Genomic DNA, 26,200 nt, shown 5'->3' with positions numbered 1-26,200 from the left:
CAAAACCGGCACCGTCTACGACGAGACGACCGCCTGGGCGCATCACATCAACTCGGCTGCGGCTTGACATTCAAGCTCCTGGGATGTCTTTCAGGTTCGGGTGGCGTCGCTGATCGACTTGACGCCGCCGTGCGCGGTCAGGCCGCCGTCGACGGGGATCTCGGCGCCGGAGATGAACGCGGCCGCGTCACCGAGCAGGAACGCGACGAGCGCGGCGACCTCGTCGGCGGTCCCCGCGCGGCCGAGCGGGGTCTCGGCGAGGTTCGCGGCCCGGAACCCCGGCGGCGCCGAGGCCGTCATCGGGGTGTCGATGTAGCCGGGGTGCACGGCGTTGACGCGGATGCCGCGGCCGCCCAGTTCGAGGCAGGCCGCCTTGACGAAGCCGCGCAGCGCCCACTTGCTCGCCGTGTAGGCGACCGGGTAGTGCCCGGTCAGCGCGGCGGCCGAGCCGACCACGACGATCGACCCGCCGGCCGGCATCAGCGGCACCACCGCGTGTACCGCCCGCAGGACCCCGCCGACGTTGACGTCGTGCACGTGGGCCAGATCGGTGACGTCCAGTTCGCCGAGCCGCGCCCGCCAAGTGATGCCCGCGCTCGCGACGAGGCCGTCGACCCGCTCCAGGCTCCCGGCGAGCGCGGCCCAGCCGGCGTCGTCGGTGACGTCGAGCCGGTGGTGCTCGACGCCCGGCAGGCCGGGGTCTTCGGCGCGGTCGACGCCGATCACCCTCGCGCCGTCCGCGGCCAGCCGCCGCGCGGTCGCCGCGCCGATGCCCTGCGCCGCACCGGTGACGACCACGACCTCGCCGGTCACCGCGGCCGCCGCCGGGCCGGGCGGACCGGCGGCAGCTCGACGCCGGGGACGACCGTGTTCCGGATCGTCCCGATGCCCTCGACCGTCATCTCCACGACGTCCCCCGGCCGCAGTGGGGCACGCGTACTCCCCCGGCCCCACAGCTCGGCGAGGCAGCCGCCGTTGCCGCACGTGCCGGACCCCAGGACGTCGCCGGGCCGGGTGCGGGTGCCGCGGGCGGCGTAGGCGGCCAGTTCCTCGAACGGCCAGCCCATGTTGGACAACAGGTCGTGACCGACCTCCTCGCCGTTGACCGAGACGCGCATGTCCAGCCGGAGGAAGCCGTCGGTGTCCCGGTAGGGCTCGAGTTCGTCGGCCGTCACGAGCCACGGCCCCAGCGTCGTGGCGGAGTCCTTGCCCTTGGCGGGGCCGAGGTTGACCTTCATCTCGCGCGCCTGCAGGTCCCGGGCGGACCAGTCGTTGAAGATCGTGTAGCCGAAGATCCCCTCGGGGCCCAGGACGGCGGCGACCTCCAGTTCGAAGTCGAACCGCCGCGAGCCCGGCGGGATCGGCACGTCGTCGTGCGCGCCGATCAGGGCGGCCGGGTTGGTGAAGTAGAACGTCGGCGCCTCGTACCACTCCGGTGGCACGGACCCGGGCGCGACCATGGCCTCGACGTGCGCCTCGAAGGCGACGAAGTCCCGGACCGCCGGCGGGTCGAGCGGGGGCAGCAGCCGCACCTCGGCCAACGGCACCGACGGTCCACTCGGGACAGCCGACGCGCCGCGGACCAGGTCGAGCACGGTCACCCCGGCCGGGAACGCGTGGACGCCGTCGCCGGAGACGACGCCCGCGTGCACGGTTCCGCCGTGCTCGTAGGTGGCGAAGCGCATCAGACCGGCGGGGCCGCGAACAGGCCCTTGTCCGGGTCGTTGAACGACCGGCGCGCGACGAACTCGTTCATCGCGTTCGCCGTGCCCCACTGGTCGGACACCTCGGGGTCGCTGAAGTCGTAGAGGTGCGGGTGCCAGGTGTCCTCGTCGACGTGCTCCAGCTCGGTGGTGTACTCCACCGTGTTGCCGTGCGGGTCGAGGAAGTAGCTGAAGGTGTTGTTGCCCGCCAGGTGCCGGCCGGGGCCCCAGATCTTCTCGACGCCGGCGCGCAGCAGCCGCCCGGTGCCGCGCATGTACTCGTCCAGGCCGCGCAGCTCGAACGACACGTGGTGCAGCGACGGGTGCGGGCAGCGCGCGATGGCCATGCTGTGGTGCCACGAGTTCACCCGCAGGAACCACATCATCTCGCCCATCCGCGGGTGCGTCAGGATGTCCGACAGCCGGAACCCCAGGTGCTTCTCGTAGAACGCCCGCGTCGCTTCGGGGTTCGTCGAGTTGATCACGACGTGGGAGAGGCGGACCGGCACGGACTCGCCCGCCTCGATCTTGCGGTGTGCGCGGACCGCGACGTCCGCGCTGATCTCGATGGTGCGGCCCTCGTTGTCGAAGAACCGGAACCCGTAGCCCCCGCCGGGGGTGTGCAGGGCGCGGGGTTCGTGCACGAGGGTGACGCCGCCGGTGGCCAGCCGGGCGGCAAGGGTGTCGACGTCGGCCGCGGTGGCGACGCCGAACGCGATCAGGTCGATGCGCTTGTCGCCGGCCTGGCGCAGCCGCACGACGTACTGCTCGGGCGAGCCCTCGGCGGCGAGGAAGGCGACCCCGGAGTCGGTGTGCTCGGTCTTCAGGCCCCACGCGCCGGTGTAGAAGTCCAGCTGGCGGGCCAGGTCCGGCACGGCGAGGTCGACGTGCCGCAGGTGGGTGATCATCTCTCTCCTTCGGGAGGTCAGGCGGGCTGGGTGACGAGCGCGGCGATCCGGGCCATCAGGCCGGGCACGTCACCCGGTTCCCGGTCCAGGAGCCACTGTCCCAATTGGACGGACGAAGTGACGACGTCGGCCGCCCGGGCGTGCCGGCGCCCGGTGAACGCGGTCCAGACGTCCTCGTCGAGGGTGTCCGCGGCGAGCAGCAGTTCCGTCAGCACCGCGGCGTCTTCGAGAGCCTGGGCGCCTCCTTGGGCGAGGGTGGGCGGGCAGGAGTGCGCGGCGTCGCCGATGAGCACGACCCGGCCGCGGTGCCACGGCGCCGGCAGGAGGTGGGTCTCGAACCACGTGTAGTTGACCCGCGCCGGGTCGGTCAGCGTGGCGCGGATGTCGTCCCACGGCCCGTGGTAGGCCGCCGCGAGTTCACGAAGGGTCGCGAGTTGCTCCTCAGGTGACAGGCCGCTGCGGTCCTGGGCGTCTTCGACGATGTAGGCGTACAACGTGTCCTCGCCGGTCGGGCAGTAGCCGGCGATGTAGGAGGCTCCGCCGTAGCAGAGGTCCGTCCGGGTCACCGACGCCGGGCGCGGGCCGAACGCACGCCAGATGCCCATGCCGGTCGGCCGGGTCTCCAGCGCGATGCCCAGCAGCCGCCGGACCGCCGAGCGGATCCCGTCGGCGCCGACCACGAGGTCGTAGCGCCCGGTCGTGCCGTCGGAGAAGGTGACGTCGACGCCGGTCGCGTCCTGCGCCAGCGCGGTCGCGGTGCGGCCGAACCGCACCTTCACCCCGGCCGAACCGGCGCGCTCGGCCAGGATCCGCGCCAGGTCCGGCCGGGGCATCCCCACCGTGGCCGGGAGGTCGGGCCCGCCGGTGCGCGCGTCGGGGACTTCCGCGAGCAAGGTGCCGTCCGGGGCGCGCAGGCCGAGGCTGTCGAAGCCGTACCCCCGCTCCCGCACGGCTTCCCAGACGCCGAGCTTGCGCAGCTCGCGCAACGCGTTGCCCTGCAACGTGATGCCCGAGCCGGCGGTGGCGATGTCCGGCTTGACCTCGACGAGGTCGACCGCGACGCCGCGCTCGGCGAGCGGGATCGCGGCGGCGGTGCCGGCGAGGCCGCTGCCGACCACGAGGACGGTGTGCACGGCGGGCATGGGAACTCCTTACTTGACGGCGATCGGGGCGACGGGCGCGCCGACCGCGCCGGTCACGGGCAACGGGTCGGCGGTCAGCCAGAAGTCGTAGCGGCCGTCTTCGGCGCAGTCCGCCGCGAGCGCGTCGAGGTCCCACATCTCGCCGAGGAACAGGCCGATGTGCGGGATGGCGACCTGGTGCAGCGGCTGGAAGGCGTCGTCGAACTCGTTGGGCCGCACCTCGAACCCCCACGTGTCGGTCGCGATCGCGGCGATCTCGGTGTCGTGCAGCCAGTCCGCGGTGGTGAACGACAAGCCCGGCGCGGGCCCGCCGGCGTAGTCGCCCCAGCCTTCGCGCCGCGCCCGGGTGAGCCGGCCGGTCCGCACCAAGAGCAGGTCGCCGCGGCCGACGCGGGCGGTTTCCCCTTGCGCCGCCAGGGTTTCTTCGAGGTGGGCGACGGTGATCGCGAACCCGTCCGGCAGTTCGCCGTCGGTGCCGAGCGCGCGGCCGACGTCGAGCAGGACGCCGCGTCCGGCGATCCGGCCCGAGGTGGTCTCGATCCCGGTGACCCGGTCGCCTTCGCTGGTCACGACGTCGCCGGCGCGGCGGCCGTTCCACGCGGCGCCGTGGTCGAAGATGTGGCCGAGCCCGTCCCACTGCGTCGAGGCCTGCAGCGGCATGAACACGACGTCGTCGGCGCCGCCGATCCCGTGCGGGAAGCCCTGGGTGCCGCGCTCGGCGTCCAGGCCGGTGTCGAGCATGGTGTGCACCGGGTTGGTCCGGCGGCGCCAGCCCTTCTGCGGCCCGTTCGCGTCGAACCGCTGGGCCAGCGAGAAGCTCACGCCGCGCCGGACGAGCGCGGCGCCTTCGCGGCGCTTGGCGTCGTCGAGGAAGTTCAGCGTGCCGAGGACGTCGTGAGCGCCCCAGCGGCCCCAGTTGGAACAACGCTTCGCGGCGGCGGCGATCGCGGCTTCGGGATCGGTGCGGTCCATGGGCCCACCGTCCGGCACCGCCCGGCATCAGGGAAGACGAAATACCCTATGCACGGTATCACCGCGATGGATAACCTGAGGTCGTGAACCTGGCGAGCCTCGACCTCAACCTGCTGGTCACGCTGGACGCGCTGCTGGAGCACCGCAGCGTGAGCCGCGCGGCCGAGCAGGTCGGCCTCAGCCAGCCCGCGGTGTCGGCCCAGCTCGCGCGGCTGCGCCGGCACTTCGGCGACGACCTGCTGGCCCGCTTCGGCAACACCTACCGCCTCACCCCGCTCGCCGTGCAGCTGCGCGGCCGGGTGCGGACGGCGGTCACCGGCGTCGAACGGGTCTTCGCCGCCGAACCGGACTTCGACCCCGCGTCGACGTCCCGCGAGTTCTCGGTGGTCATGAGCGACTACGGCGTCGCCGTGCTGGGTCCGGACCTCGCCACCGCGCTCGAGCGCGAGGCACCCGGCGCGCGCCTGCGGTTCCTCGCCAACACCCCGGCGGTGGTCGACAACGCGCGGCAGGCCCTGACCGCGATCGACCTCCTGGTGCTGCCGCACGGCTTCCTCGACGGCCTCCCCCACCGCGACCTGCACCGCGACGACTGGGTCTGCCTCGTCGACGCCGGGCACCCCGCGGCCGAAACCGGGCTGACGGTGGAACAGCTGCAGACGATGCCGTGGGTGGTCACCTACCACGGGCCGACCGCGTCGACCCCGGCCGCGCTGCAGATGCGGATGCTCGGCATCGAACCGCACGTCCGGATCGTCACCGAGAACTTCCTGACGGTGCCGGGCCTCATCGCCGGCACGGGCCGGGTGGCGCTGCTGCAGCGCCGCCTCGCCGACCGCATTCCGGGCGACCTCGGCGTCCGGGCGCTGCCGTGCCCGTTCGAGGCGGGGCCGCTGGTCGAGGCGTTCTGGTGGCACCCGATGTACGAGCACGACCCCGAGCACCAGTACCTGCGCGACCTGCTTTCCCGCGTCGCCGAGGACGTCGCCGGGCATCCACCGGGCTGATACCGCGGTTCGGGAGAAGTGATTTCCGCTCGGCCGCACGCCGAACCCACACTTTCGGCACCCTCACGGAAGCCCTGGTGCCGCCATGTCCGAAAGCTCCGCCCTGAACGTGCCGCCGGCCGTCGCCGCCCCCGCCGCGGACCGGACGCCGGGCCTGCCGCAGCTGCTCCTGCTGCTCGCCGGCAGCTGCCTGTCCGTGCTCGGCGCCGTCCTCATCGCCCCCGTCCTGCCGCAGATGACGCGGGCGTTCGCCGCCACGCCCGGCGCCGAGGTGCTCGTGCCGATCGTGCTGACGGCCCCGGCGCTGCTGATCGGGCTCACGGCGCCGTTCGCCGGCGTCGTCGCCGACCGGATCGACCGGAAACGCCTGCTGCTGCTGGCGATGCTCGCCTACTCCGTGTTCGGCACGGCCCCGCTCTACCTGGGCTCGCTCGGCGCGATCCTGGCCAGCCGCGTCCTGGTCGGGCTGTGCGAGGGCGCGATCATGACCTGCTGCACCACGTTGATCGGCGACTACTGGTCCGGCGCGCGCCGGGCGCGGTACCTCGGCCTGCAGACGCTGGTCGCCACCCTGTCGGCGACGGTCTTCCTGGCGCTCGGCGGCGTGCTCGGCGCGTCGGGCTGGCGGACGCCGTTCTGGCTGTACGTCGTCGCCGCGCCCCTGGCGCTCCCGATGGCGCTCAAGCTGTGGCAGCCCCGGCCGCGGTCCACGGCCGGGCACCTGGCGAAGCTCCCGTGGCGGCAGCTCGCCACGCCCTGTCTCGTCACGCTCTTCGGCGGGGTCGTCTTCTACGCCCTGATCGTCGAACTGTCCTTTGTGCTCACCGGCGTCGGGGTGGCTTCGACCGGGGCGATCGGCGCGGTCTCCGCGATCATGTCCCTGGCCACGGCCGGCGGGGCGATCGCGTTCGGCCGCTTGGCCGGGAAGACGCCCCGGGTCCTGCTGCCCGCCGAGTTCGGGCTCGCGGCCGCGGGTCTGCTGCTGGTGTTCGCGACGACGTCGCCGGTCGTCATCACGCTCGGCGCGGTGCTCACCGGTTTCGGCACCGGCATGCTGCTGCCGACCCTGCTGACGTGGGCGGTCAACCGGCTTTCGTTCGAGCAGCGCGGCCGCGGCACCGGCCTGTGGACGGGTGCGCTGTTCCTCGGCGAGTTCGCCTGCCCGCTCGCGCTGGCCGCGATCGGCGGGAGCACCGGCGGGCTCCAGGGCGCGCTCGCCGTCCTGGGGATCGCGTCCGCCGTCGCCGGCGTGCTGACGGCGGTCACCCTGCGCCGCCACGACCGGCCGCTCGACGCGACCGAACACTGACTTTTGCCGGACGACCGACAAGCTGCCGAGCACGCTGGGAGCGCTCACTCCGCAGCAACCCCCTCGCTCGCCCGCAACCCCGCCTCAGGGGCGCCGAACCGCCAGCCCCGCGACCAGCAACCGCACGAGGTGGCGCGCGTCGTAGCCTTTCGCGCTACCCGCGCACAGGCTTCCCACGCCGCGCATCAGTTCGTACGCGTCCTGACCCGGGTTGATCTCCCCCGCCTCCGCGGCCGCCTCCAGCAGCGCGGTGCACACCGGGCCGAGCCGCTCCAGGAAGTACGCGTGCAGCGGGTCGTAGCACGGTTCGTCGGACTGCAGCACCGAAGCGAGGCCCTGCTTGGTGATGACGAAGTCGACGAACCGGTCGATCCACTTGGTCAGGGCCTCGTGCGGTCCCGGTTCGGCCGCCAGCAACGCGGGGCCGGCTTCGGCCAGGGACTCCACCTGCAGCCGGTACACCGCGAGGATCAGGTCCGCCCGGGTCGGGTAGTGGCGGTAGATGGTCGCCGTGCCCACGCCGGCCCGCGCGGCGATCTCCCGGATCGGGGCGTCGACCCCCGACGTCACGAACACCGCCGCCGCGGCCTCGAGGACGTTCGACGCGTTGCGCCGCGCGTCCGCGCGTTGCGGGGGCGCCGCACGGGAATCCGTCACACCGGCATGCTAACCGGGACGTCGAGCAGCATCCCGGCGAGCTCCTCGGGCGCGGTGATCATGCAGTCGTGCCCGGTGGCCAGCTCCCGCACGTCCGCGGGCTCGCCGTTCGGCTGCACGGCGGGCACCGGGCGCCGGTCGAACCCCTCCGGTTTGACCGTGCAGTGGATGTGCGTGCGCGGGATCGCGACGAGGCCGGGGTGGTCCATGGCGACGGGCTCTTCGAGGCACCGGACCGACTGGTCGGACAGCATGGTCCGCACCCACGCGACGTCGCCGGGATCGGTGACGCCGAACAGCCCGAACGGTGCCGGCAGCTCTGGCAGCGGGGGAACCCGCCAGTCCGTGCCGAGCATGGTCCGCGAGACGGGCATGACGTCGAGCGCGGTTTCCCCGTGCTCGGGCACCATCGCGTCGAGGTAGACCAACCGCGCGATGCGTTCGGGCACCTGGTTGGCCACCGCGGAGATGACCAGGCCCGCGTAGCTGTGCCCGACCAGGACGACGTCCCGCAGGTCCTCCTCGACGAGCAGCCGCACGACGTCGGCGGTGTGCGTGCCGAGCCCGACGTCCGGGCTCAGCAGGTGCGCGGTCTCGCCGTAGCCGGTCAGCGTCGGGGTGAAGACCCGCCGTCCGCTCGCCGCCAGCCGCGGCACCACCCGCGCCCAGGCCTGCCCGGTGTGCCAGGCGCCGTGGACCAGTACGTACGTCACCGTCATGACCGCTCGTTTCCTCAAGTGGGACGCTGTCCCGGTTAACATACGGGACAACGTCCCACTTAGGCAACGCGGGCTTCTGGCACGCTGGCGGGAACAGCTGTGGACTACCCGGACCGAGGGAGCGCGCGTGGCAGCCGAAGAACCCGCCGAGATCGAGGCGTTCGACTCCGTGCTCGACGCGATCGGCGGCACCCCGCTGATCCGGCTGGCCCGGGTCGCGCCGCCGGGCGGGCCGCGCGTGTACGTCAAGGCCGAGTTCCTCAACCCCGGCGGGAGCGTCAAGGACCGGGCCGCGCTGGCGATGGTGCTCGACGCGGAACGCTCGGGCGCGCTCCGGCCCGGCGGCCTGATCGTCGAAGGCACCTCGGGCAACACCGGTATCGGGCTGGCGATCGTGGCCGCCCAGCTCGGGTACCGGCTGGCCGTCGTGGTGCCCGACAAGACCAGCCGCGAGAAGATCGCGATCCTGCGCGCGTACGGCGCCGAGGTGGTGACCACACCCGGGACGGTGCCACGGGAAGACCCGGCGCACGTCCGGCAGCTCGCCCGCCGGATCGCCGGCGAGCGGGGCGGGTGGCTCGCCGACCAGTACGACAACCCGGCCAACCCGGCCGCACACCGCGAGACGACCGGACCCGAGATCTGGCGCCAGACCGGCGGCCGGCTCACCCACTTCGTCGCCGGGATCGGCACCGGCGGCACCATCAGCGGCGCCGGCGAGTACTTGAAGGAGGTCAGCGGCGGCCGGGTCCGGGTGGTCGGCGCGGATCCCGAGCACTCGGTCTACTCCGGCGGCGACGGCAGCCCGTACCTGGTCGAGAGCATCGGGCACTACCGGCACCCGGACACCGCCGAGGACCTGTGGCCGCGTTCGTACCACCTCGACGTCGTCGACCAGGTCGTGCCGATCGGCGACCGCGAGTCGATCCAGGTCACGCGGCGGCTGGCGCGGGAAGAGGGTCTGCTGCTCGGCGCTTCGGCCGGGACCGCGGTGGCCGTGGCGCTGCGGGTCGCCGCCGGGCTGTCGCCGGACGACCTGGTCGTCGTCGTGGTCCCGGACTCCGGCCGGTCGTACCTGTCGAAGTACTACGACGACGGCTGGCTGGACCGCCTCGGCATCCCGGTCGAGCACGCGGGCGAAGCGACGGTCGCCGACGTCGTCGGTCCCTTGCCCCCGGCGGCGCCGGGTCTGCCCGAAACGGCGACGGCCGGCGAGGCGCTGGCTTCGGCCGGCGGGCACGCGATGCGGCCGGTGGGTCTTCGGGCTTCCGCGCAGCCGCCGTCGGTCGCGGAGGTGACGGGCGCGCTCGACGTCGCCGAACTCCGCCGGGCGGTCGAGGCGGGCGTCGTCCAGCCCGGCGACACGATCGCCGGGTACGTCACCGCGTCCCTGCCCGCCGTCGGCCTCGGCGAAACCCGGGCCGCGGCCGCGGAACGCCTCGGTGGGCGCGAGGCCGCGTGGCTGCTGTCGGACGGGCGGGTCGTCGGGTCCGTCCACAAGGGACAGCTCGAACCGTAGGCGCCGGGAGGTGGGACTGGCGTTATCCGGCACACCCAGGACGTCGACGTTGTTGTCGCAGACGCCGGCCGAGCCGGCTGCCGGCCGTTCCGGTAGATTCCACGGCACCGGTCCGGAAACGGATTCGCACAGTTGTTCAGAACATAACCACCCGGAAAAGGAATGCGAAAAACGGCGGCCGGGTGTAACAGCGCGTCCCCGCGCGCGGACTTCCGGGGTATGAACCCCTGCTCGACGTGCGGACGGGAACTCGCCCCGCAAGCCCGGTTCTGCGGGTCGTGCGGAACGCCCGCCGGCGGAGTTTCCCCGGAGCCGCAGAACGCCCCCGCCGTCGCTTCGCCGGGCGCGCCACGATCACGGCAGACCACGGGTTTCGTGGTGGCCGCGGTCGTCCTCGTGGCGACGGCGGGGGTGACGACCTTCGCCCTGACGCGGGGCTCGGACCCCGCGCAGCCGGAGCCCGCCGCTTCGCCGGTGACCGTCCCCGTGACGACGGCGCAAGCGCTGGCGCCGACGGAAACCGTGACGTCGAGCGTGGCTCCGCTGCCGGTCACCGAGGCGGACCTGCGCCGGCAGGTCACCGGCGACAGCGCGGTCGCCGAAAGCATCGTCGGGCGCTGGGTTCCACAGCTGTCGTCGAAGAGCCTCGGCCTCGTCGTCGGCGGCGTGACCTACGACTACCCGGCGATCATGACGGACTTCCGGCGGCTGCACGACCGCTTTCCCGACGCCATCATGGTCAATTCCGGCGATTTCACGAACTTCTCACGCCACGAATTCTGGGTGACCCTCGAGCCGGCGGCCTTCCCGACGGCGGAGGAAGCCAACGCGTGGTGCGACGAACAGAACTTCGCCCGCGATGACTGCCACGCCAGCCGGCTCATGCACACCGGCGGCCCGGCGGGCAACTCCAAGCCCCGGTGACCTAGCCGAACAGTTTCGCCACCATTTCGGCGATCTTGCCGACGGGCTCGGTGAGCGTGCCGATCAGCGTGGTGACCGTTTTCCAGCGGGAGCTGACGACCGCGCCGCGCGGGGTGTCGCTGCGCAGTTCCGCCTCGATCCTGGCGAGCGCGTCGCGCACCTCCTCGCGGTCGGGCTCGGGGGCCGCAGCGGCGATCGCCTCCCGCGACCGCACGAGGGCGGCGACGAGCTCGGGCACCGACGCGGCCGCCGCGGAGTCGTTGTGCACCGTGGCGCCCGTGCCGATGGCGCTGGCGGAGATGGTCGCGTCGCGGAAGTCGTACCGGTCACCCATTCGTCTGCTTTCCCTTCGCGGAACCGTTGTTGTTGGTCACTTTGCTCTTCGTGCCGACGGCCGAGTCGACGAACGTGCTGCCGCGCATGTCGTAGCTGTTGACGACCGGGTCGGCCAGTTTCATGAACTCGACCACCGAGTAGCCGCGGTCCTGGAGGTACTGCCCGACCGCGCGGAACAGCGTCGCGTCCAGGATCCGCACGTACCGTTCGACGTCGACGTCCTGGAAGTAGCTCTGCACCCGGTCGGCCTGGGCCAGCTCGCGCAGGCTGCGGTCGGCGCCGTACTTGGCCGGGACGGCCTCGCCGGCGTCCTGCCGCAGCGGCTTGAACGGCCGGAACACCGAGCTCGCGCGGCGGAACACCGTCGCCGGCAGGACCCACAGCTCCAGCAGGGTGTGGCCGAGCGAGCGGGCCAGCGAGTGGTGCCGGTCGATCGCGCGGAACTCCGGCGCGATCGGCAGCAGCGCGAGGAACTGCCACTCCAGGTACAGCATCCGCTGGTCGGTCCCGACGTGGAGGTAGCACGACGTGGCGAGGTCGCGGTCCCAGGATTCGACGCGGTAGCAGCGGTAGTAGCGCGCCCATTCCACGACGCTGTCGGACAGGGCGCGCGCCCGGTCGACCGGCAGCCAGTGGACAGGCGGACGGTCGAGGCTCGCGAGGATCTCGGGGACCGCGCGGTGGTCGACGACGAGCCGGTCGGCGGGCACGAGCACCTGCTCGCGGTGGATCAGGTTTTCGAGGCGGCGGCCGGGTCCCAGCGACGACGTCTCCTTGAGCAGCTCGATCGCCTCTCCGACGTGCTGCTGCAGCTCGGGGACGCTGATCGGCCGCGGTGCGACGTCGTCGTCCGAGGAGTCGAGCGGCAGGGTGATCACCTGCTGGTGCACCGGGATGCCGGCGCCGACGAAGGGCGAGAAGCCGCGGTGCACGACGACGTCGGCACCGGCTTCGTGACTCGCTTCTTCGGCGGCGACCACCCGCTGCAGCGGCAGCTGGAAGGCGTCGAGCCCGAGCCCGCGCAGCCGCCGTTCGCCTTCGGAGGGGCTCCGGCGCCCGTCGGCGACGAAGGTGCCTCGGCGGAACCGCCGCAGGACGAGGAACCGCACGGCCAGCCGGTCGGCGAGCAGGACCCCGGCCATCAGCAGGCCGAGCACGACGGTCAGGACGAACGTGCGGAACGCGCTGTCCACGGCCGACGAGGAGCCGAAACGGCCGGCCGCCAGCACGGTGCTCGCGACTTGGATGCTCGTGACGAAGGCAGCGGTGGCCATGAGCCCGACGGCGACGACGAAGTCGCCGATGCCCCGCGCCCGGAAAGGGCCGGGGACGAGCGCCAGCACGACGGCGGCGAAGAGCCAGAAGAGCAGCGCGGCGGGGTCGACGAAGAGGAAAACCAGCAGCAGCACGAGAAGAACGCCGTCCCGGATCCGCCGCCGGGTGCGCGCGGCGACGGCTTCCCGCAGCACGGCGGCGCTGTCGACCCCGGGGGTGGGCGGAATGGCCCGCAGCGGTTCGACGAGGAACTCCCGCATGGCGGCGTCGGCGTAGTCCTGGCTGAGCTGAGCGGCGGCGCAGAGGTAGCGGGTGGTGTTGTCGCGGTGGACGAGCGAGGCGCCGCACTGCTGGCAGAACCCGTCCCCGGGCAGGTTGACGGCCCGGCACCGCCAGCAGTTCTGGTTCCGCCCCGCATCGACATCGACCGCCATGACACTCCTTCCGACCCGACTGTCCCGGCCAGGAGTCGCTCCCCGCGCGGGGCGTTGTTACAGATTCCGGACTGTCGATGGTTCACCCGTGACAACGGGTTCCGGGCGGTCATGGGGCAGCTCTTTCACGACATCACGCTGTGGATCGGACATCTCGACCTGCCTTGGGTGGCGGTGATCGGCGGGTCGACCGCGGGCCGTTACGCGAAACGCGGGCGCGCATCGCCGCGGACCGCGTGGCCGATCAGCTGAACCCGGGAGGCACGTGCCGCCGATTCCTGCTTGGCCAGTAGACGTCGACCGGTACAACTACGCCCAGCACGACTGGCAGGACGAGTCGTTGAACCCGTTCACGCACCCGAAGAGCGAGGACGGCTCACGCGATCCCCGTGATCTGGAGTGGCAGAAGCTCTACCCCGAAATCATCAAGGCGGCGAAGCTGCGGTTCCAGCGCAACGTCACCGAGTTCGACAAGAAGAGGGAGGGGTCGAAGCCCGGATCCGCAGCGAACTCAAGTCGACCTTCCGCTTCGACGCCGAGGATCCACCCGGCGGCTGAGGTACGCAGAGATCGAACCCGCCGAGTCCGGCGCCCGCGGTCCCGCTCTACGCCGTCCGGTGGTGGACTGGACCACTACCGTTGACACGGCCGAGAACCCGGCCCTACCCTTCCCCCATCCCGATCGCTTCCCCCGCGTCACCCTTCTCTCCCGGAAATACAACGTTGTAAAAATCCGCCCGGGTCGCTGACCTGCGGCTCGAGAGTGAGGTTCCCGTGTCCGCCGGTCGAAGGCTGCTCGCCACCCTCCTGCTCGTCCTCGGCACCGTGCTCGGCCTGGCCGCCCCCGCGCAGGCCGCCGGGTCGTTGCCCTGCGACATCTACGGTTCCGCCGGTACCGCCTGCGTTGCCGCGCACAGCACCACCCGGGCCCTTTACTCGGCCTACGGTGGCGCGCTCTACCGCGTGCAGCGCGCCTCCGACCGGGCCGAAACGGACATCGGCCTGCTCGCCACCGGCGGGTACGCCAACGCCGCCGCGCAGGACTCCTTCTGCGCCGGGACTTCCTGCGTCATCACCGTCATCTACGACCAGTCGCCGCGCCACAACGACCTCACCGTCGAAGGTCCGGGCACCGCGGGCGGGCAGGACGTCGCCGCCGTCGCGACCGCCCTGCCGGTCACCGCCGGCGGGCACAAGGTCTACGGCGTCTACGTCTCCCCCGGCACCGGGTACCGGCACTACGTCGGCGCCGGCGTCGCGGTCAACGGCCAGCCCGAAGGCATGTACATGGTCGCCAGCGGCACGCACGTCAACGGCGGCTGCTGCTTCGACTACGGCAACGTCGAGGCGCAGATCGCCGACACCGGCAACGGCCACATGGACGCCGTCAACCTCGGCACCACCTGCTACTTCCCGCCCTGCACCGGCATCGGGCCGTGGGTCGCGGGCGACCTCGAAAACGGCCTGTTCCAAGGCAACCGGTCCAACACCGCCAACCGCGGCAACGCCACGCCGTTCGTCACCGCGCTGCTGAAGAACAACGGCCAGACCACCTTCGCGCTCAAGGGCGGCAACTCCCAGGGCGGCGGCCTCACCACCTGGTACAACGGCACGCTGCCCTCGGGCGGGTACACGCCGATGCACCAGGAGGGCTCGATCGTGCTCGGCACCGGCGGCGACAACAGCAACGCCTCCATCGGCTCGTTCTTCGAAGGCGTGATGACAGCGGGCTACCCGACCGACGCCGCGGACGACGCCGTCCAGTCCAATGTGGTCTCCGTCGGCTACGCGGGCAGCACCGGCACGCCGCCCTACGCCGCCACGGTTTCCGGCCCCGGCGGCAAGTGCCTGGACGTCGCCGGCGACGACACCGGCGGCAACGGCACCGCCGTGCAGCTGTGGGACTGCCAGGCGAACGCGGCCGACCAGCACTGGGCGCACAACGCGGACTCGTCACTGTCCACTCTGGGCCGGTGCCTCGACATCAACGGCAACGGCACCGCGAACGGCACCCAGGTCGAGCTGTGGGACTGCAACGGCGTCGGCGGCCAGAAGTGGGTGCAGCAGGCCGACGGCTCGCTGCGCAACCCCCAGTCCGGCCGCTGCCTCGACTCCCCCAACGGCGCCACCGGCAACGGGACGCGCCTGCAGATCTGGGACTGCAACGGCTCCGCGGCGCAGAAGTTCTCCGTCACCGGCGGCGGCCCGATCACCGGCCCCGGCGGCAAGTGCGTCGACGTCGCCGGCGACGACACCGGCGGCAACGGCACTGCCGTGCAGCTGTGGGACTGCCAGTCCTTCGCCGTCGACCAGCACTGGTTCCACCTCTCCGGCGGCGCGCTGCGCACGCTGGGCCGCTGCCTCGACATCAACGGCAACGGGACGGCGAACGGCACCCAAGTCGAGCTGTGGGACTGCAACGGCGTCGGCGGCCAGGGGTGGACGCAGCAGGCGGACGGGTCCCTGCGCAACCCGCAGTCCGGCCGCTGCCTCGACTCCCCCAACGGCGCCACCGGCAACGGGACGCGCCTGCAGATCTGGGACTGCAACGGCTCGGGCGCCCAGAAGTTCGCGCTGCTCTGATCCGGGCCCGAAGCGAGCCGCCGCGGTGATCCGCGGCGGCTCGCCTTATCGTCGGCGTATCGGAAAACGCATACGTGCCGGCAACACCGCCTCGCCTTGACTGGCGGGCATGACCGACACGGCGCTGGGCATCACGATCTACGGCTGCGAGCCGGACGAGGCCGCGTTGTTCCGTGAGCTGGCGCCTCGCTGCGGCGTCGTGCCGACCATCACCGGCGCCGCGCTTTCCGAAGCCACCGTCGAGCTGGCGTGCGGAAACCGGTGCGTCAGCGTCGCGCACAAGACCGCGATCACGAACGCCACCCTGGACGCTCTCAGCCGGGCCGGTGTGCGGTACCTCTCCACGCGCAGCATCGGGTTCGACCACCTCGACGTCGACTACGCGAAGAGCGTCGGCATCGAGGTCGGGAACGTCGCCTATTCGCCGGACAGCGTGGCCGACTACACCGTCATGCTGATGCTGATGGTGGCGCGGGACGTCAAAGCCCTGCTCCGGCGCGCGGACGTCTACGACTACCGGCAGCCCGACGTGCGCGGGCGGGAACTGCGCGACCTGATCGTCGGGGTCATCGGGACCGGCCGCATCGGCGTGGCGGTCATGGACCGGTTGCGCGGCTTCGGCTGCCGCGTGCTGGCCTACGACATCCGGCCGCGGAACTCCGCCGACTACACCTCGCTCGAGGAGCTGCTGCAGCTGAGCGACGTCGTCACGCTGCACACGCCGCTGACCGCGGACACCCACCACCTCCTCGACTCCCGCCGCATCGCGCAGCTCAAGCGCGGCGCGGTCGTCGTCAACACCGGCCGCGGTCCGCTCCTGGACACCCGCGCGCTGGTCGAGGCGCTGGAAAGCGGCCGGCTGGGCGGCGCGGCGCTGGACGTCCTCGAAGGGGAGGAAGGGATCTTCTACGCCGACCACCGCACCAGATCACCGGACAGCGATTTGCTGGTGCGCTTGCAAAGCATGCCCAACGTGCTGATCAGCCCGCACACCGCGTACTACACGGACCACGCGCTGAGCGACACCGTCGAAAACAGCCTCATCAACTGCCTGACCTTCGAAAGCGAGCTGCGACATGGATAAGGTGAAGGTCGGAATCATCTTCGGGGGATCCACCGAAGAGCACCCCGTTTCCGTGAAATCCGCGCAAGAGGTCGCGAAGCACCTCGACACCGGAAAGTACGAGCCGTTCTGGATCGGGATCACCCGCGCCGGCACCTGGCTGCTGTGCGACGGCCCCGCCCCCGGCTGGGAAACCGGCCGGTGCCGCCCGGCCGTGCTGTCCCCGGACCGCGGCGTGCACGGCCTGCTCGTCCTGGAAGACGGGAAGTACGAGACGATCCGCCTCGACGTCGTGCTGCCGCTCCTGCACGGCCGGCTCGGGGAGGACGGTGCGACGCAGGGTTTATTGGAACTCGCCGGCGTTCCGTACGCCGGCTGTGACGTCCAGAGTTCCGCATTGTGCATGGACAAGTCCCTGACGTACCTGGCCGTGCGGAGCGCGGGGATCGCAACGCCGGAGTTCCGGACGGTCACCGCGGACGAGAAGGTCGATCCCGACCGGCTCACCTTCCCGGTGTTCGTCAAACCCGCCAGGTCGGGTTCTTCTTTCGGCGTCAGCAAAGTGACGCGCGAAGAAGAACTCGCCGGTGCGGTGGAAACCGCACGGCAATTCGACTCGAAGGTCCTGATCGAAGAAGCCGTCGCCGGCCGCGAGATCGGCTGCGCCGTGCTGGGCGACGACCCGGACCTGGTCACCGGCGAGCTGGACCGGGTCGCGCTGACCCACGGCTTCTTCAAGATCCACCAGGAAAGCAACCCGGAAAGCGGTTCCGAGAACTCGACGTTCATCGTGCCCGCCGACATCCCCGAAGAGGCGCGCTCCCTCGTCCTGGAGACGGCCAAGGCCGTGTACCGCGTCCTGGGCTGCCGGGGACTGTCCCGAGTGGACATGTTCCTGCAGGACGACGGGACCGTGGTCCTCAACGAGGTCAACACGTTGCCCGGCCTGACGTCCTACAGCCGGTACCCGCGGATGATGGCGGCCGCGGGGATCTCGCTCGGCGACGTGCTCGACCGGGTGGTGTCGCTGGCGTTGAAGGAGAACCCCCGGTGAAGGCCGATTTCGTGTACGTGGACGAGGTCGCGCCCGGCATCCGCTGGGACGCCAAGTACGCCACCTGGGACAACTTCACCGGCAAACCGGTCGACGGCTACCTGGCGAACCGAGTCGTCGGCACCACGGCGCTGGGCACGGCCCTGCGGCGGGCGCAGGAGAAGGCGGCGTCCCGCGGGTTCGGCCTGCTGCTGTGGGACGGCTACCGCCCGCAGCGCGCGGTGGACTGCTTCCTGCGCTGGTCCCGGCGGCCGGAGGACGGCCGGACGAAGCCGCGGCACTACCCGAGGCTCGACCGGGCCGAGATGTTCGAAAAGGGTTATGTGGCCACCAAGTCGGGCCACAGCCGCGGCAGCACGGTCGACCTGACGCTGTACCACGTGGACACCGGCGAGCTCGCGGCCATGGGCGGCGACCACGACCTGATGGACGCGATCTCCCACCACGGCGCGAGCGGGATCACCGAGACCGAAGCGCGGAACCGGAACGATCTCTGCTCCATCATGGAGTCGTGCGGGTTCCGGCGGTACGACCGCGAGTGGTGGCACTACACCCTGACCGACGAGCCCTACCCGGACACGTACTTTGACTTCCCCATCGGATAGCCGGGAGATCCGCCCGGTGCGGGCCGCCGACGCCCCGCGGCTGGCCGGGCTGCTGGCCCAGCTCGGGTACCCGGGCGACGCCGGCGCCGTGACCCGCCGGCTGGCCGGCATCCTCGATTCGGCCGCGCAGCAGGTGTTCGTCGCCGCCGACGGCGCCCGCATCGACGGCTACGTCGGCGTCGAGCGGCGGCCCGCCCTGCTGCACCAGGACGAACACGCCGAGATCACCGGGCTGGTCGTCGACGCGGCGGCCCGCCGGGCCGGCCTCGGCCGCACGCTCGTCCGGGCCGCCGAACAGTGGGCGGCCCGGCACGGCCTGCCCGCGATCGTGGTCCGCTCGAACGTCGTGCGCCCCGAATCCCACCCGTTCTACGAAGGTCTCGGCTACCTGCGCACGTCGACCTCGCACAGCTACTTCAAGGACCTCACCGCGGGAGGCGGGCGACGCAGATGGGCAGCCGGACCGTGACGTGGAGCCCGCCGCCGTCGCGCGGGGTCAGCGTCAACGTCCCGTCGTGGGCCTGGGTGATGCTGTGCACGATCGCCAAGCCGAGCCCGACGCCGGCGTCGTCGGTGCGGATGCGTTCCGTGCCGCGGCGGAACGGCTCGACGAGCGTCGACACCAGCTCGGGCGTCAGCGCCGCGCCGGTGTTCTCGACCGTGAGCACCACGCTGCCGGGGCGCACGCTCGTCGTGGCCCACACCGTGCCTTCCCCGGGCAGGTTGTGGACGATCGCGTTGTGCACCAGGTTCGTCGTCAGCTGCTGCAGGAGCGCGGGCGACCCGAGCGTGGGCGTCGGCTCGCCGGACGTCTCGATGGTGACGCCGCGTTCCTCCGCGAGCGGCAGCAGCGTCTCGGCGGCTTCTTCCGCCGTGAGCGACAGGTCCACGCGTTCCCGGGCGAACGACCGGCGGTCGGCCCGGCTGAGCACGAGCAGCGCCTCGGTGAGGTCGATCGCCCGGGTGTTGACCGCGTGCAGGCGGTCGACGAGCTCGCCCGTGTCGCGGGTGGGGTCCTTGCGGGCGACGTCGAGCAGCGTCCGCGTCACGGCCAGCGGGGTGCGGAGCTCGTGGGACGCGTTGGCCGCGAACCGCTGCTGCGCGGTGACGTGGGATTCGAGCTGCTCCAGCATGGTGTCGAAGGCGTCGGCGAGCTCGCGGAACTCGTCCTTGCGGCCCGGGAGCCGGATCCGGTGCGAGAGCGAGCCATCGGCGGCGAGGCGGGTGGCGTCGGTGACGCGGGTCAGCGGAGCGAGCATCCGGCCCGCCAGCACCCAGCCCCCGGCGAGGCCGAACACCAGCAGGAAGATCAGCACCGCGATCGCGGACGGCGCGAAGCCGCGGATGAGGACCCGGCCCGGCGGCGACATCACCACCGGCATGGTTTCCATGCCGAGCCGTTGGTAGTACAGCAGGAAGAGTCCCACCGCCGCGAGCAGCAGCGCCCCGGCGACCATGACGAAGCCGGCGTAGCTGAGGGTGAGCTTGAGGCGGAGGCTCAGGCCGGGCTTCCTACCCACGGTCGCCTCCCGGGGCTTCGATGCGGTAGCCGACGCCGGGCACGGTGGCGATGAGCCAGGGCTCGCCGAGCCGCTTGCGCAGGGCGGAGACGGTGATGCGGACGGCGTTGGTGAAGGGGTCGGCGTTCTCGTCCCAGGCCCGCTCGAGGAGCTCTTCGGCGCTGACGACCCCGCCTTCGGCGCCGACGAGGACCTCCAGCACGGCGAACTGCTTGCGGGTCAGCCCGACGTACCGGCCGTCGCGGTGGACCTCGCGGCGGAACGGGTCCAGCCGCAGGCCCGCGAGCTCCCGCACCGGCGGCCGGTTGTGGGCGCGCCGGCGGTCTAGCGCGCGCAGCCGCAGCACGAGCTCCCGGAGCTCGAACGGCTTGGTGAGGTAGTCGTCGGCGCCGAGCTCGAACCCGGTGACCTTGTCGTCGAGCCGGTCGGCGGCGGTGAGCATGAGGATCGGCATGCCGCTGCCGGAGGCGATGATGCGTTCGGCGATCTCGTCGCCCGAGGGGCCGGGGATGTCGCGGTCGAGGACCGCGAGCTCGTAGGCGTTGACGCTCAGCAGCTCGAGCGCGGTGTCACCGTCGCCGGCTATGTCGGCCGCGATCGCTTCCAGGCGCAGCCCGTCGCGGATCGCCTCGGCCAGGAAGGGTTCGTCCTCGACGACCAGCACACGCATGCCCCCGATGCTACGAGCGGGCCCGTATCGCCGGCTTATCGAAAACCGCATACGGGCCGGCAACGCCCCGCCGCCTCGACTGGGGGCATGGACTTCACCGCGCACGGCGCCGTCCCCCGGCCGGTGCCGGTCTTCGACGACACGACCCCGGCCGTGGTCAACCTCGACCCCGCCCTGCTCGGTGCCCTGCGCCGGGCCGCCGCGGACGCCGCGTTCGGGTTCTTCGTCAACGGCGGCTGGCGGTCCCCGGAGTACCAGGAGCACCTGTTCCGGCAGGCGGTCGCGAAGTACGGCTCGCCGGCGGAGGCCGCCCGCTGGGTGGCCACGCCCGCCACGTCGGCGCACGTTTCGGGCGACGCGGTCGACGTCTGGCCACCCGACGCCCGGGCGTGGCTGGCCGAGCACGGCGGCAGGTACGGGCTGTGCCAGGTCTACCGCAACGAGCCGTGGCACTACGAGCTGCGTCCCGAGGCCGTCGACCAGGGGTGCCCGCCGCTGTACCCCGACCCGTCGCACGATCCGCGGATGCGGCGGTGACCGCGTGTCGAGAACGCGGGACCGGCTCCGTCCCCGGCACGATCGACCACGACCGACCGCACCGGAAAGGACCGCCACCATGGCCGTCGCCGCCGACCTCGACCGCGCCGCCGACTCGAGCTGGGACTGGGTCGCCGAGCAGACCCGCGCGTACCTGGCCTCGGGCGGCACCGAGGGTCACGAATCGAACGGCGTGTACACGCTGGTGCTCGCCACGACCGGCCGCCGGACGGGCGAGCCACGCCGCAATTGCCTGATCTACGGCAGGTCCGGGGACGACTTCGTCGTCGTCGCCTCCAAAGGCGGCGCCGACGAGGCCCCGGCGTGGTTCAAGAACCTGGAGGCCGAGCCGAGCGTCGGCGTCCAGGTCGGCCCCCGCCGGTTCACCGCCCACGCCCGCGTGGCGTCGCCGGCCGAGCGGGAGGCCCTCTGGCCGCGGATGGTCGAGATCTTCCCGCTGTACGCCGAGTACGCGCGGAAGACCGAGCGCGTGATCCCGGTCGTCCTGCTCACGCCGCAGGCCTGAAGGTCGGGTCGCCCGCCAGGTTCAGCCGGCCCGCAGCACCGCCGCGCCGGTGGCCCGGTCGGCGGCGAGGTCCGTCAGCGCCCGGTCGGCGTCGGCCAAGGCGTAGGGCACGGTGCTGACGCTCAGGTGGTGCGTCCCGGCGAAGTCGAGGAACTCCCGCGCGTCGGCCCGCGTGTTCGCCGTGACGCTGCGGACCTGACGTTCCTGGAACAGGTGGCGCTGGTAGTTCAGCGGCGGGACGTCGGACAGGTGGATGCCCGCGATCGCCAGCGTGCCGCCGCGGTCGAGCGCTTCCAGCGCCGGCGGGACCAGGGTGCCGACGGGAGCGAACAGGATCGCCGAGTCCAGGGGCTCGGGCGGCGCGTCGCCGGCTGACGCGGCGCCCAGCGCCAGGGCGAGTTCCCGGGCTTCGGCGCTGCGCGTCACGACGTGGACGGTGGCCCCGCGGGCGATCGCCACCTGGGCGGTCAGGTGCGCACTGCCGCCGAAGCCGTAGATGCCCAGGCGGCCCCGGTCGGGGACCTCGGCGCGGGCGAGCGCGTGGTAGCCGATGAGCCCGGCGCAGAGGAGGGGTGCCAGCTCGTCGTCGGAGTAGCCGGCGGGCAGGGCCAGCGCGTAGGCCGCCGGGACGACCGCGAACTCGGCGTAGCCGCCGTCGGCGTCCCAGCCGGTGTACCGCGAGTCCGGGCAGAGGTTTTCCCGGCCCCGCAAGCAGAAGCGGCAGGTGCCGCAGGTGTGGCGCAGCCAGGCGATCCCCACCCGGTCGCCGATCCCGAACCCGGTGACGTCGGCGCCAAGTCCGGCGACCTCGCCGACGACCTCGTGCCCCGGCGTGACCCCGGGCCGGTGGACGGGGAGGTCGCCTTCCGCGACGTGCAGGTCAGTACGGCAGACGCCGCAGACGCGCACCCGCACGAGCAGCTCACCGGCGGCGGGCCGCGGGACCGGGACGTGGGCGGCTTCGAGGGGGTGGGAAGCCATCGGCCCGGGCCGCGTGACGCGCCAGGCGGTCATGGTGGTCGGCAGGGCCATCGGTCCTCCTCGCTCGCTGGACGCGCTCGCCCGACCAGCATGCCGGTCCTGCTGCCGCGGGGGCGAATCCACCGGCCGAGCCTGGGTCGCCCGCGAGACGAACCTGCCTCCCGCGGCAGCAGGACAAACCCACCGAGCCGGCGCCGCCCCCGAGGCGAACCAGCCCTCCCGCACCGGAGTTCACCCGCCGAAAGGCAGCGCCGTCACCGGCTCCCACGGGCCGCCCGCGTAACGCCACACCGCCAGCCCGGTCGCCGTTCCCTCGCGGGGGCCGAAATCCTCGCGCAGCACCTCGAGGGTCGCCGCCGCCGTCTCGGGACTCACCTTGTTCTGCACCGTCACGTGCGGCTTCAACGGCTGCTTGTCCTGCGGCGTCAGCCACTCCACCCACCGACTCCGCACCCGCACGTGCACCGCCACCAGTTCCGGAGACCGGACAACGAGCGCCACCCCGCGGCCCAGTGAGCGAACCCCGTCCACCGCAAGGGTGAACGGGCCCCTCGAGCCCGCAACCGCCGCGCACTCGGTGACGACTTCGTCCTCGTGAATCCCCGGCAACGCGTGGAACAACGTCACGTGCGCCCCGACGACCAGCCGCTCCGGCGGAAACCACGCCCGGCGCAAAGAATCCCACGCCGCCTGGGTCACCTCGTCCACCGTCGCCGTGAGCACCACCGGGGCGTTCACAAGCCCACGGCCGCCAGGCAGTACCGCAGCAGGCGCTCCGCCTCGCCCGGAGCCGGACGCGTCCCGGGGAGTACGTGCGTCGGGCGGTCCCGGCGGTCGTGCCAAAACCGCCCCGGCGAGACCCCCGGCTGGGTCGCCGCGAGCCAGACCGCCGTGTCGGCCCCCTCCGCCGCCGTGCGCAGCGCCGGTGCCAGCAGCCGGCGGAACGCCGGGAGCGAATCCGCGAGCCCCGGGGTGTCCGCCCACCCGGGATGCGTGCTGTGCACGGCGATCCCGTCCGCCCGCCAGCGCTCCGCCAGCAACGGCGTCAGCTCGACCTGCATCCGCTTCGTCCGCGCGTACGCCGTCGCGCCGCGGTAACGGCCGTCGAGGAACTCCGGGTCGTCGGCCGCGAGCCGCTGGGTGTACATCCCGCCGGACGACACGAAGATCACCCGCGCGTCGCGCAACGCGGGACGCAGGAGCTCGGTCAGCAGCAACGGCCCGAGCACGTGCGTCGCGAACGTGATCTCGTGCCCGTCGACGCTTTCGGTCCGCTCCGGCGGCAGCACCCCGGCGTTGTGCACCAGGACGTCCACCCGCGGCTCCCGGGCCGCGAACTCCCGCACCGAAGCGAACGAGGAGACGTCGCACCGGGCCGTCCGGACCTTGGCGTCCGGCACCGCCGCGCGCACGCGGTCGAGCGCTGAGTCGCCGCGTTCGAGGTTGCGCACCACCAGCACCACCTCCGCGCCCAGCCGGGCTAATCCGATGGCCGTGGCCTCGCCCAGGCCGGAACTCGCGCCGGTCACCAGGGCGACCCGGCCGCGCAGGGCGTCCGGCGCGGGGTCGTCCGCCGCCCACGTGCGCCGGCGCAGCGCGTAGCCGAGGCGCGAGTAGCCGAGGGCCACCGTGCGGTCGAGCAGGGTGTCGAGCAAGCCGGTTCTCCGATCAGTTCAGGACGACGATCGCCGCGTTGAGCGCGGTCGCGAACAGCGTCCACGCCAGGTACGGCAGCTGCAAGGCCGCGGCCGTCGCCGAGCGGCGGCGGAACACGAGGGCGGTCGCCGCGATCACGACGTCCAGCACCACGATCTCCACCAACGCGACGGTGTAGGCGCCCGCGGCGAAGAACAACGGCGTCCACGCCGCGTTGAGCACCAGGCCGCCCGCGTACCAGGCGAACTCGCGGCGCAGGGCCCCGGTGCGCCAGAACAGCCAGCCGGACACCGCGATCAGCACGTACAGCACTGTCCACACGGGACCGAACAGCCAGGACGGCGGCGCCCACGGCGGCTGCGCCAGTCCGGAGTAGACCGCGCGCGACCGCGTGGCGGCGAGGCTGCCGACGGCGGCGACGACGGCCACCGCCGCGACGAACCCGGCCAGGGCGAGCGGCGGAGCGGGGCGGTGCACGGTGGTCATACCGGTTCTCCTGCGGTCGGCCGGGCCGGGACACCGGAGTCGGCGCCCAGCACGTGGGCGAGGGCGTCCCGGAGCTCGGAGTGGCGGAATTCGTGGCCGGTGTCGAGCAGTCGCCGCGGGCACCCGCGCTGGTCGGCGAGCGCCAGCTCACGGGCGCCTTCCCGGCCGAGCAGCAGCCGCGGCCCGATCGACGGCACCGCGAGCGCCGCCGGGCGGTGCAGCACCCGCGCGAGGACGCGGGTGTACTCGGCGTTGCGCACCGGCTCCGGGGCGACGGCGTTGACCGGGCCGGCGAGGGCCCGGTCGGTCAGCGCCCGCAGGTAGATGTCGGTCAGGTCGTCGAGGCCGATCCACGGCGTCCACTGCCGGCCGGTCCCGAGCGGGCCGCCCAGCCCGGCCGCGAAGAGGGGGCGCTGCAGCCGCAGCACGCCGCCGCGCGGGCTGAGCACCAGGCCGGTGCGCACCCGGACGACGCGGATCCCCGCCGCGGCGGCGGGTCCGGTGGCGGCCTCCCAGTCGTCGACGACGTCGGCGAGGAAGCCGGTGCCGCGGGCGCTGTCCTCGGTGAGGACCTCGTCACCGCGTTCCGGCCCGTAAAACCCGACGGCGGACGCCGTGACGAGCACGCCGGGCCCGTCCGGGGTGCGGGCCGCCAGCTCGGCGAGCTCGCGGGTCGGGCCGATCCGGCTGTCCCGCACGGCCCGCCGGTGGCGTTCGCCGAACCGTCCGGCGACCGACGCGCCGGCGAGGTGGACCACGGCGTCGACGCCGGCGAGCAGGTCGGCGGCGGGCTCCTCGGGCTGCCAGGTTCGTTCGTCGGGGGTGCGCGCGGGCCGCCGGACCAAGCGGACCACCCGGTGCCCGCCGGTGGTGAGCAGCGCCGTCAACGACGTGCCGACCAGGCCGCTCGCGCCGGTCACCGCGACGGTCAGCGGCTCGTGCCAGTACCGCCGCTGCGCCGCCAGGTCCGCGGCCAGCTGCCGGTGGCGGTAGGCGAACATCGACCGCAGCAGCGCCGCCGGCACCGGGGTCTCCACGTGGTCGGTGACGACCGTGCGACCGGGGCCGTCGGCTTCGAACCGGTGGGTGTGCTGCCACGGCAGGACGGTCGAAAGCACCGGCGTGGCCAGGCGGTCGACGAACTGGTGCGGTGGCCGGTACGCGGCGGCCTGGTGCGCCGCGATCCACTTCGGCCCGCCGGGCAGGACCAGCTCGGCCGTCCCGTCGCGCAGGGACCCGGCCTCCGCCCCGACCCGCACCGGCTGCCACGGCGGCGCGAGCCGCGTGATCGCCCCGGGCAGGCCGTGCCAGGCGAACACCTCGTCGACGGGCGCGTCGACGACGCTGGAGAACTCGAAAACCACGCACACCTCCGATGCAGATTCGCCGCAAGCCTAGCTCGCACACCCGATTTCCGCTGATCTCGCAGTTGTCAAGCGATTCATCTTCGATGCAACGACGTGCATTCCCGGCGGACCGGTGTGACGATCGGAGTAACCCACCGAGCGGGAGGGGCCCGATGAGTTCACTCACCACGCCGACCAAGGGGTCGAGCCCGGTCGAGAAGGCGTTGGGCGACGCCGCGGACAACGCCGACCAGCGGTACCACCTGGC

General features: G+C 72.6%; 27 protein-coding genes. 11 read left to right on the top strand and 16 right to left on the bottom strand.

What is annotated here, in order from left to right; all coding sequences use genetic code 11:
• Window positions 1-90 precede the first annotated feature (90 nt).
• The 5 genes from ACZ7OH_RS51440 to ACZ7OH_RS51420 are packed head-to-tail and all read right to left on the bottom strand — an operon-like array spanning window position 91 to window position 4,725.
• The gene (locus ACZ7OH_RS51440) at window positions 91-813 is read right to left on the bottom strand and encodes an SDR family NAD(P)-dependent oxidoreductase (protein ID WP_470287655.1); all 723 of its coding nucleotides are present in this window, start codon (window positions 811-813) and stop codon (window positions 91-93) included.
• A complete protein-coding gene (locus ACZ7OH_RS51435; protein WP_470287654.1) occupies window positions 810-1,685 on the bottom strand; it encodes a fumarylacetoacetate hydrolase family protein in 876 nt (291 codons plus the stop codon). Before ACZ7OH_RS51435 ends, ACZ7OH_RS51440 begins: the two co-directional genes overlap by 4 nt.
• Complete coding sequence (locus ACZ7OH_RS51430; RefSeq protein WP_470287653.1) at window positions 1,685-2,611, bottom strand: VOC family protein; 927 nt, start codon at window positions 2,609-2,611, stop codon at window positions 1,685-1,687. The genes ACZ7OH_RS51435 and ACZ7OH_RS51430 overlap by 1 nt, the downstream gene beginning before the upstream one ends.
• A 17-nt stretch (window positions 2,612-2,628) precedes the next feature.
• Complete coding sequence (locus ACZ7OH_RS51425; protein WP_470287652.1) at window positions 2,629-3,753, bottom strand: FAD-dependent oxidoreductase; 1,125 nt, start codon at window positions 3,751-3,753, stop codon at window positions 2,629-2,631.
• A 9-nt stretch (window positions 3,754-3,762) separates the two neighbouring features.
• Window positions 3,763-4,725, bottom strand: coding sequence for a cyclase family protein (locus ACZ7OH_RS51420; RefSeq protein WP_470287651.1), 963 nt, complete (start codon window positions 4,723-4,725; stop codon window positions 3,763-3,765).
• 83 nt (window positions 4,726-4,808) lie between these two features.
• Between ACZ7OH_RS51420 and ACZ7OH_RS51415 the strand changes: the two genes are divergently transcribed.
• Window positions 4,809-5,732, top strand: coding sequence for a LysR family transcriptional regulator (locus ACZ7OH_RS51415; RefSeq protein WP_470287650.1), 924 nt, complete (start codon window positions 4,809-4,811; stop codon window positions 5,730-5,732).
• Between the two features lie 85 nt (window positions 5,733-5,817).
• The gene (locus tag ACZ7OH_RS51410) at window positions 5,818-7,041 is read left to right on the top strand and encodes an MFS transporter (RefSeq protein ID WP_470287649.1); all 1,224 of its coding nucleotides are present in this window, start codon (window positions 5,818-5,820) and stop codon (window positions 7,039-7,041) included.
• An 84-nt stretch (window positions 7,042-7,125) separates the two neighbouring features.
• Here ACZ7OH_RS51410 and ACZ7OH_RS51405 read toward each other — a convergent pair whose 3' ends face one another.
• On the bottom strand, window positions 7,126-7,698 hold the full coding sequence (locus ACZ7OH_RS51405; protein WP_470287648.1) for a TetR/AcrR family transcriptional regulator: 573 nt from the start codon (window positions 7,696-7,698) through the stop codon (window positions 7,126-7,128).
• Window positions 7,695-8,417: an alpha/beta fold hydrolase gene (locus ACZ7OH_RS51400; RefSeq protein WP_470287647.1), complete on the bottom strand. Its 723-nt coding sequence runs from the start codon at window positions 8,415-8,417 to the stop codon at window positions 7,695-7,697. Before ACZ7OH_RS51400 ends, ACZ7OH_RS51405 begins: the two co-directional genes overlap by 4 nt.
• Before the next feature lie 127 nt (window positions 8,418-8,544).
• On the opposite strand from ACZ7OH_RS51400, the gene ACZ7OH_RS51395 reads away from it, so the two are divergent.
• Together ACZ7OH_RS51395 and ACZ7OH_RS51390 are read left to right on the top strand one after the other, a co-directional pair.
• Window positions 8,545-9,936 (top strand): PLP-dependent cysteine synthase family protein, encoded by a 1,392-nt coding sequence (locus ACZ7OH_RS51395; RefSeq protein WP_470287646.1) that lies wholly within the window; start codon window positions 8,545-8,547, stop codon window positions 9,934-9,936.
• Between the two features lie 378 nt (window positions 9,937-10,314).
• The gene (locus ACZ7OH_RS51390; protein ID WP_470287645.1) at window positions 10,315-10,860 is read left to right on the top strand and encodes a zinc ribbon domain-containing protein; all 546 of its coding nucleotides are present in this window, start codon (window positions 10,315-10,317) and stop codon (window positions 10,858-10,860) included.
• 1 nt (window position 10,861) lies between these two features.
• On the opposite strand, the gene ACZ7OH_RS51385 is transcribed toward ACZ7OH_RS51390, so the two are convergent.
• Both ACZ7OH_RS51385 and ACZ7OH_RS51380 read right to left on the bottom strand, forming a co-directional pair.
• Window positions 10,862-11,194, bottom strand: coding sequence for a hypothetical protein (locus tag ACZ7OH_RS51385; RefSeq protein WP_470287644.1), 333 nt, complete (start codon window positions 11,192-11,194; stop codon window positions 10,862-10,864).
• Entirely contained in the window at window positions 11,187-12,905 is a 1,719-nt protein-coding gene (locus tag ACZ7OH_RS51380) for a hypothetical protein (protein WP_470287643.1), read from the bottom strand. Before ACZ7OH_RS51380 ends, ACZ7OH_RS51385 begins: the two co-directional genes overlap by 8 nt.
• Window positions 12,906-13,679: 774 nt before the next feature.
• Between ACZ7OH_RS51380 and ACZ7OH_RS51375 the strand changes: the two genes are divergently transcribed.
• The 5 genes from ACZ7OH_RS51375 to ACZ7OH_RS51355 all read left to right on the top strand — a co-directional run bounded on the left by ACZ7OH_RS51375 (window position 13,680) and on the right by ACZ7OH_RS51355 (window position 18,679).
• Window positions 13,680-15,488, top strand: a complete 1,809-nt coding sequence (locus ACZ7OH_RS51375; RefSeq protein ID WP_470287642.1) for an arabinofuranosidase catalytic domain-containing protein — start codon at window positions 13,680-13,682, stop codon at window positions 15,486-15,488.
• A 109-nt stretch (window positions 15,489-15,597) separates the two neighbouring features.
• The gene (locus ACZ7OH_RS51370; RefSeq protein WP_470287641.1) at window positions 15,598-16,572 is read left to right on the top strand and encodes a D-isomer specific 2-hydroxyacid dehydrogenase family protein; all 975 of its coding nucleotides are present in this window, start codon (window positions 15,598-15,600) and stop codon (window positions 16,570-16,572) included.
• Entirely contained in the window at window positions 16,565-17,605 is a 1,041-nt protein-coding gene (gene vanA, locus ACZ7OH_RS51365) for a D-alanine--(R)-lactate ligase (protein WP_470287640.1), read from the top strand. The genes ACZ7OH_RS51370 and vanA overlap by 8 nt, the downstream gene beginning before the upstream one ends.
• Window positions 17,602-18,210: a D-Ala-D-Ala dipeptidase VanX gene (vanX, locus tag ACZ7OH_RS51360; RefSeq protein ID WP_470287639.1), complete on the top strand. Its 609-nt coding sequence runs from the start codon at window positions 17,602-17,604 to the stop codon at window positions 18,208-18,210. The genes vanA and vanX overlap by 4 nt, the downstream gene beginning before the upstream one ends.
• 16 nt (window positions 18,211-18,226) lie before the next feature.
• Window positions 18,227-18,679, top strand: a complete 453-nt coding sequence (locus ACZ7OH_RS51355; RefSeq protein WP_470287638.1) for a GNAT family N-acetyltransferase — start codon at window positions 18,227-18,229, stop codon at window positions 18,677-18,679.
• Here ACZ7OH_RS51355 and ACZ7OH_RS51350 read toward each other — a convergent pair.
• Window positions 18,636-19,730, bottom strand: a complete 1,095-nt coding sequence (locus ACZ7OH_RS51350) for a sensor histidine kinase (protein ID WP_470287637.1) — start codon at window positions 19,728-19,730, stop codon at window positions 18,636-18,638. The two genes, ACZ7OH_RS51355 and ACZ7OH_RS51350, sit on opposite strands and share 44 nt — an antisense overlap.
• Window positions 19,723-20,400, bottom strand: a complete 678-nt coding sequence (locus ACZ7OH_RS51345; RefSeq protein ID WP_470287636.1) for a response regulator transcription factor — start codon at window positions 20,398-20,400, stop codon at window positions 19,723-19,725. The genes ACZ7OH_RS51350 and ACZ7OH_RS51345 overlap by 8 nt, the downstream gene beginning before the upstream one ends.
• 87 nt (window positions 20,401-20,487) lie before the next feature.
• Here ACZ7OH_RS51345 and ACZ7OH_RS51340 point away from each other — a divergent pair, with 87 nt between their 5' ends.
• The gene (locus ACZ7OH_RS51340) at window positions 20,488-20,937 is read left to right on the top strand and encodes a D-alanyl-D-alanine carboxypeptidase family protein (protein ID WP_470287635.1); all 450 of its coding nucleotides are present in this window, start codon (window positions 20,488-20,490) and stop codon (window positions 20,935-20,937) included.
• Window positions 20,938-21,016: 79 nt separating this feature from the next.
• A complete protein-coding gene (locus ACZ7OH_RS51335) occupies window positions 21,017-21,463 on the top strand; it encodes a nitroreductase family deazaflavin-dependent oxidoreductase (protein ID WP_470287634.1) in 447 nt (148 codons plus the stop codon).
• Window positions 21,464-21,484: 21 nt separating this feature from the next.
• On the opposite strand, the gene ACZ7OH_RS51330 is transcribed toward ACZ7OH_RS51335, so the two are convergent.
• The 5 genes from ACZ7OH_RS51330 to ACZ7OH_RS51310 all read right to left on the bottom strand — a co-directional run bounded on the left by ACZ7OH_RS51330 (window position 21,485) and on the right by ACZ7OH_RS51310 (window position 25,950).
• The gene (locus tag ACZ7OH_RS51330; RefSeq protein ID WP_470287656.1) at window positions 21,485-22,477 is read right to left on the bottom strand and encodes a zinc-binding alcohol dehydrogenase family protein; all 993 of its coding nucleotides are present in this window, start codon (window positions 22,475-22,477) and stop codon (window positions 21,485-21,487) included.
• 198 nt (window positions 22,478-22,675) lie between these two features.
• On the bottom strand, window positions 22,676-23,182 hold the full coding sequence (locus ACZ7OH_RS51325; RefSeq protein ID WP_470287633.1) for a 2'-5' RNA ligase family protein: 507 nt from the start codon (window positions 23,180-23,182) through the stop codon (window positions 22,676-22,678).
• Window positions 23,179-24,099, bottom strand: coding sequence for an SDR family NAD(P)-dependent oxidoreductase (locus ACZ7OH_RS51320; protein WP_470287632.1), 921 nt, complete (start codon window positions 24,097-24,099; stop codon window positions 23,179-23,181). The genes ACZ7OH_RS51325 and ACZ7OH_RS51320 overlap by 4 nt, the downstream gene beginning before the upstream one ends.
• Before the next feature lie 13 nt (window positions 24,100-24,112).
• Entirely contained in the window at window positions 24,113-24,586 is a 474-nt protein-coding gene (locus tag ACZ7OH_RS51315; RefSeq protein ID WP_470287631.1) for a TspO/MBR family protein, read from the bottom strand.
• A complete protein-coding gene (locus ACZ7OH_RS51310; protein ID WP_470287630.1) occupies window positions 24,583-25,950 on the bottom strand; it encodes a TIGR01777 family oxidoreductase in 1,368 nt (455 codons plus the stop codon). Before ACZ7OH_RS51310 ends, ACZ7OH_RS51315 begins: the two co-directional genes overlap by 4 nt.
• Window positions 25,951-26,200 lie beyond the last annotated feature (250 nt).

The sequence above is a fragment of the Amycolatopsis sp. NPDC114478 genome (assembly GCF_055633805.1).
Note: the sequence above shows the minus strand (reverse complement) of the source record. Positions and strands in the feature narration are given on the sequence as shown.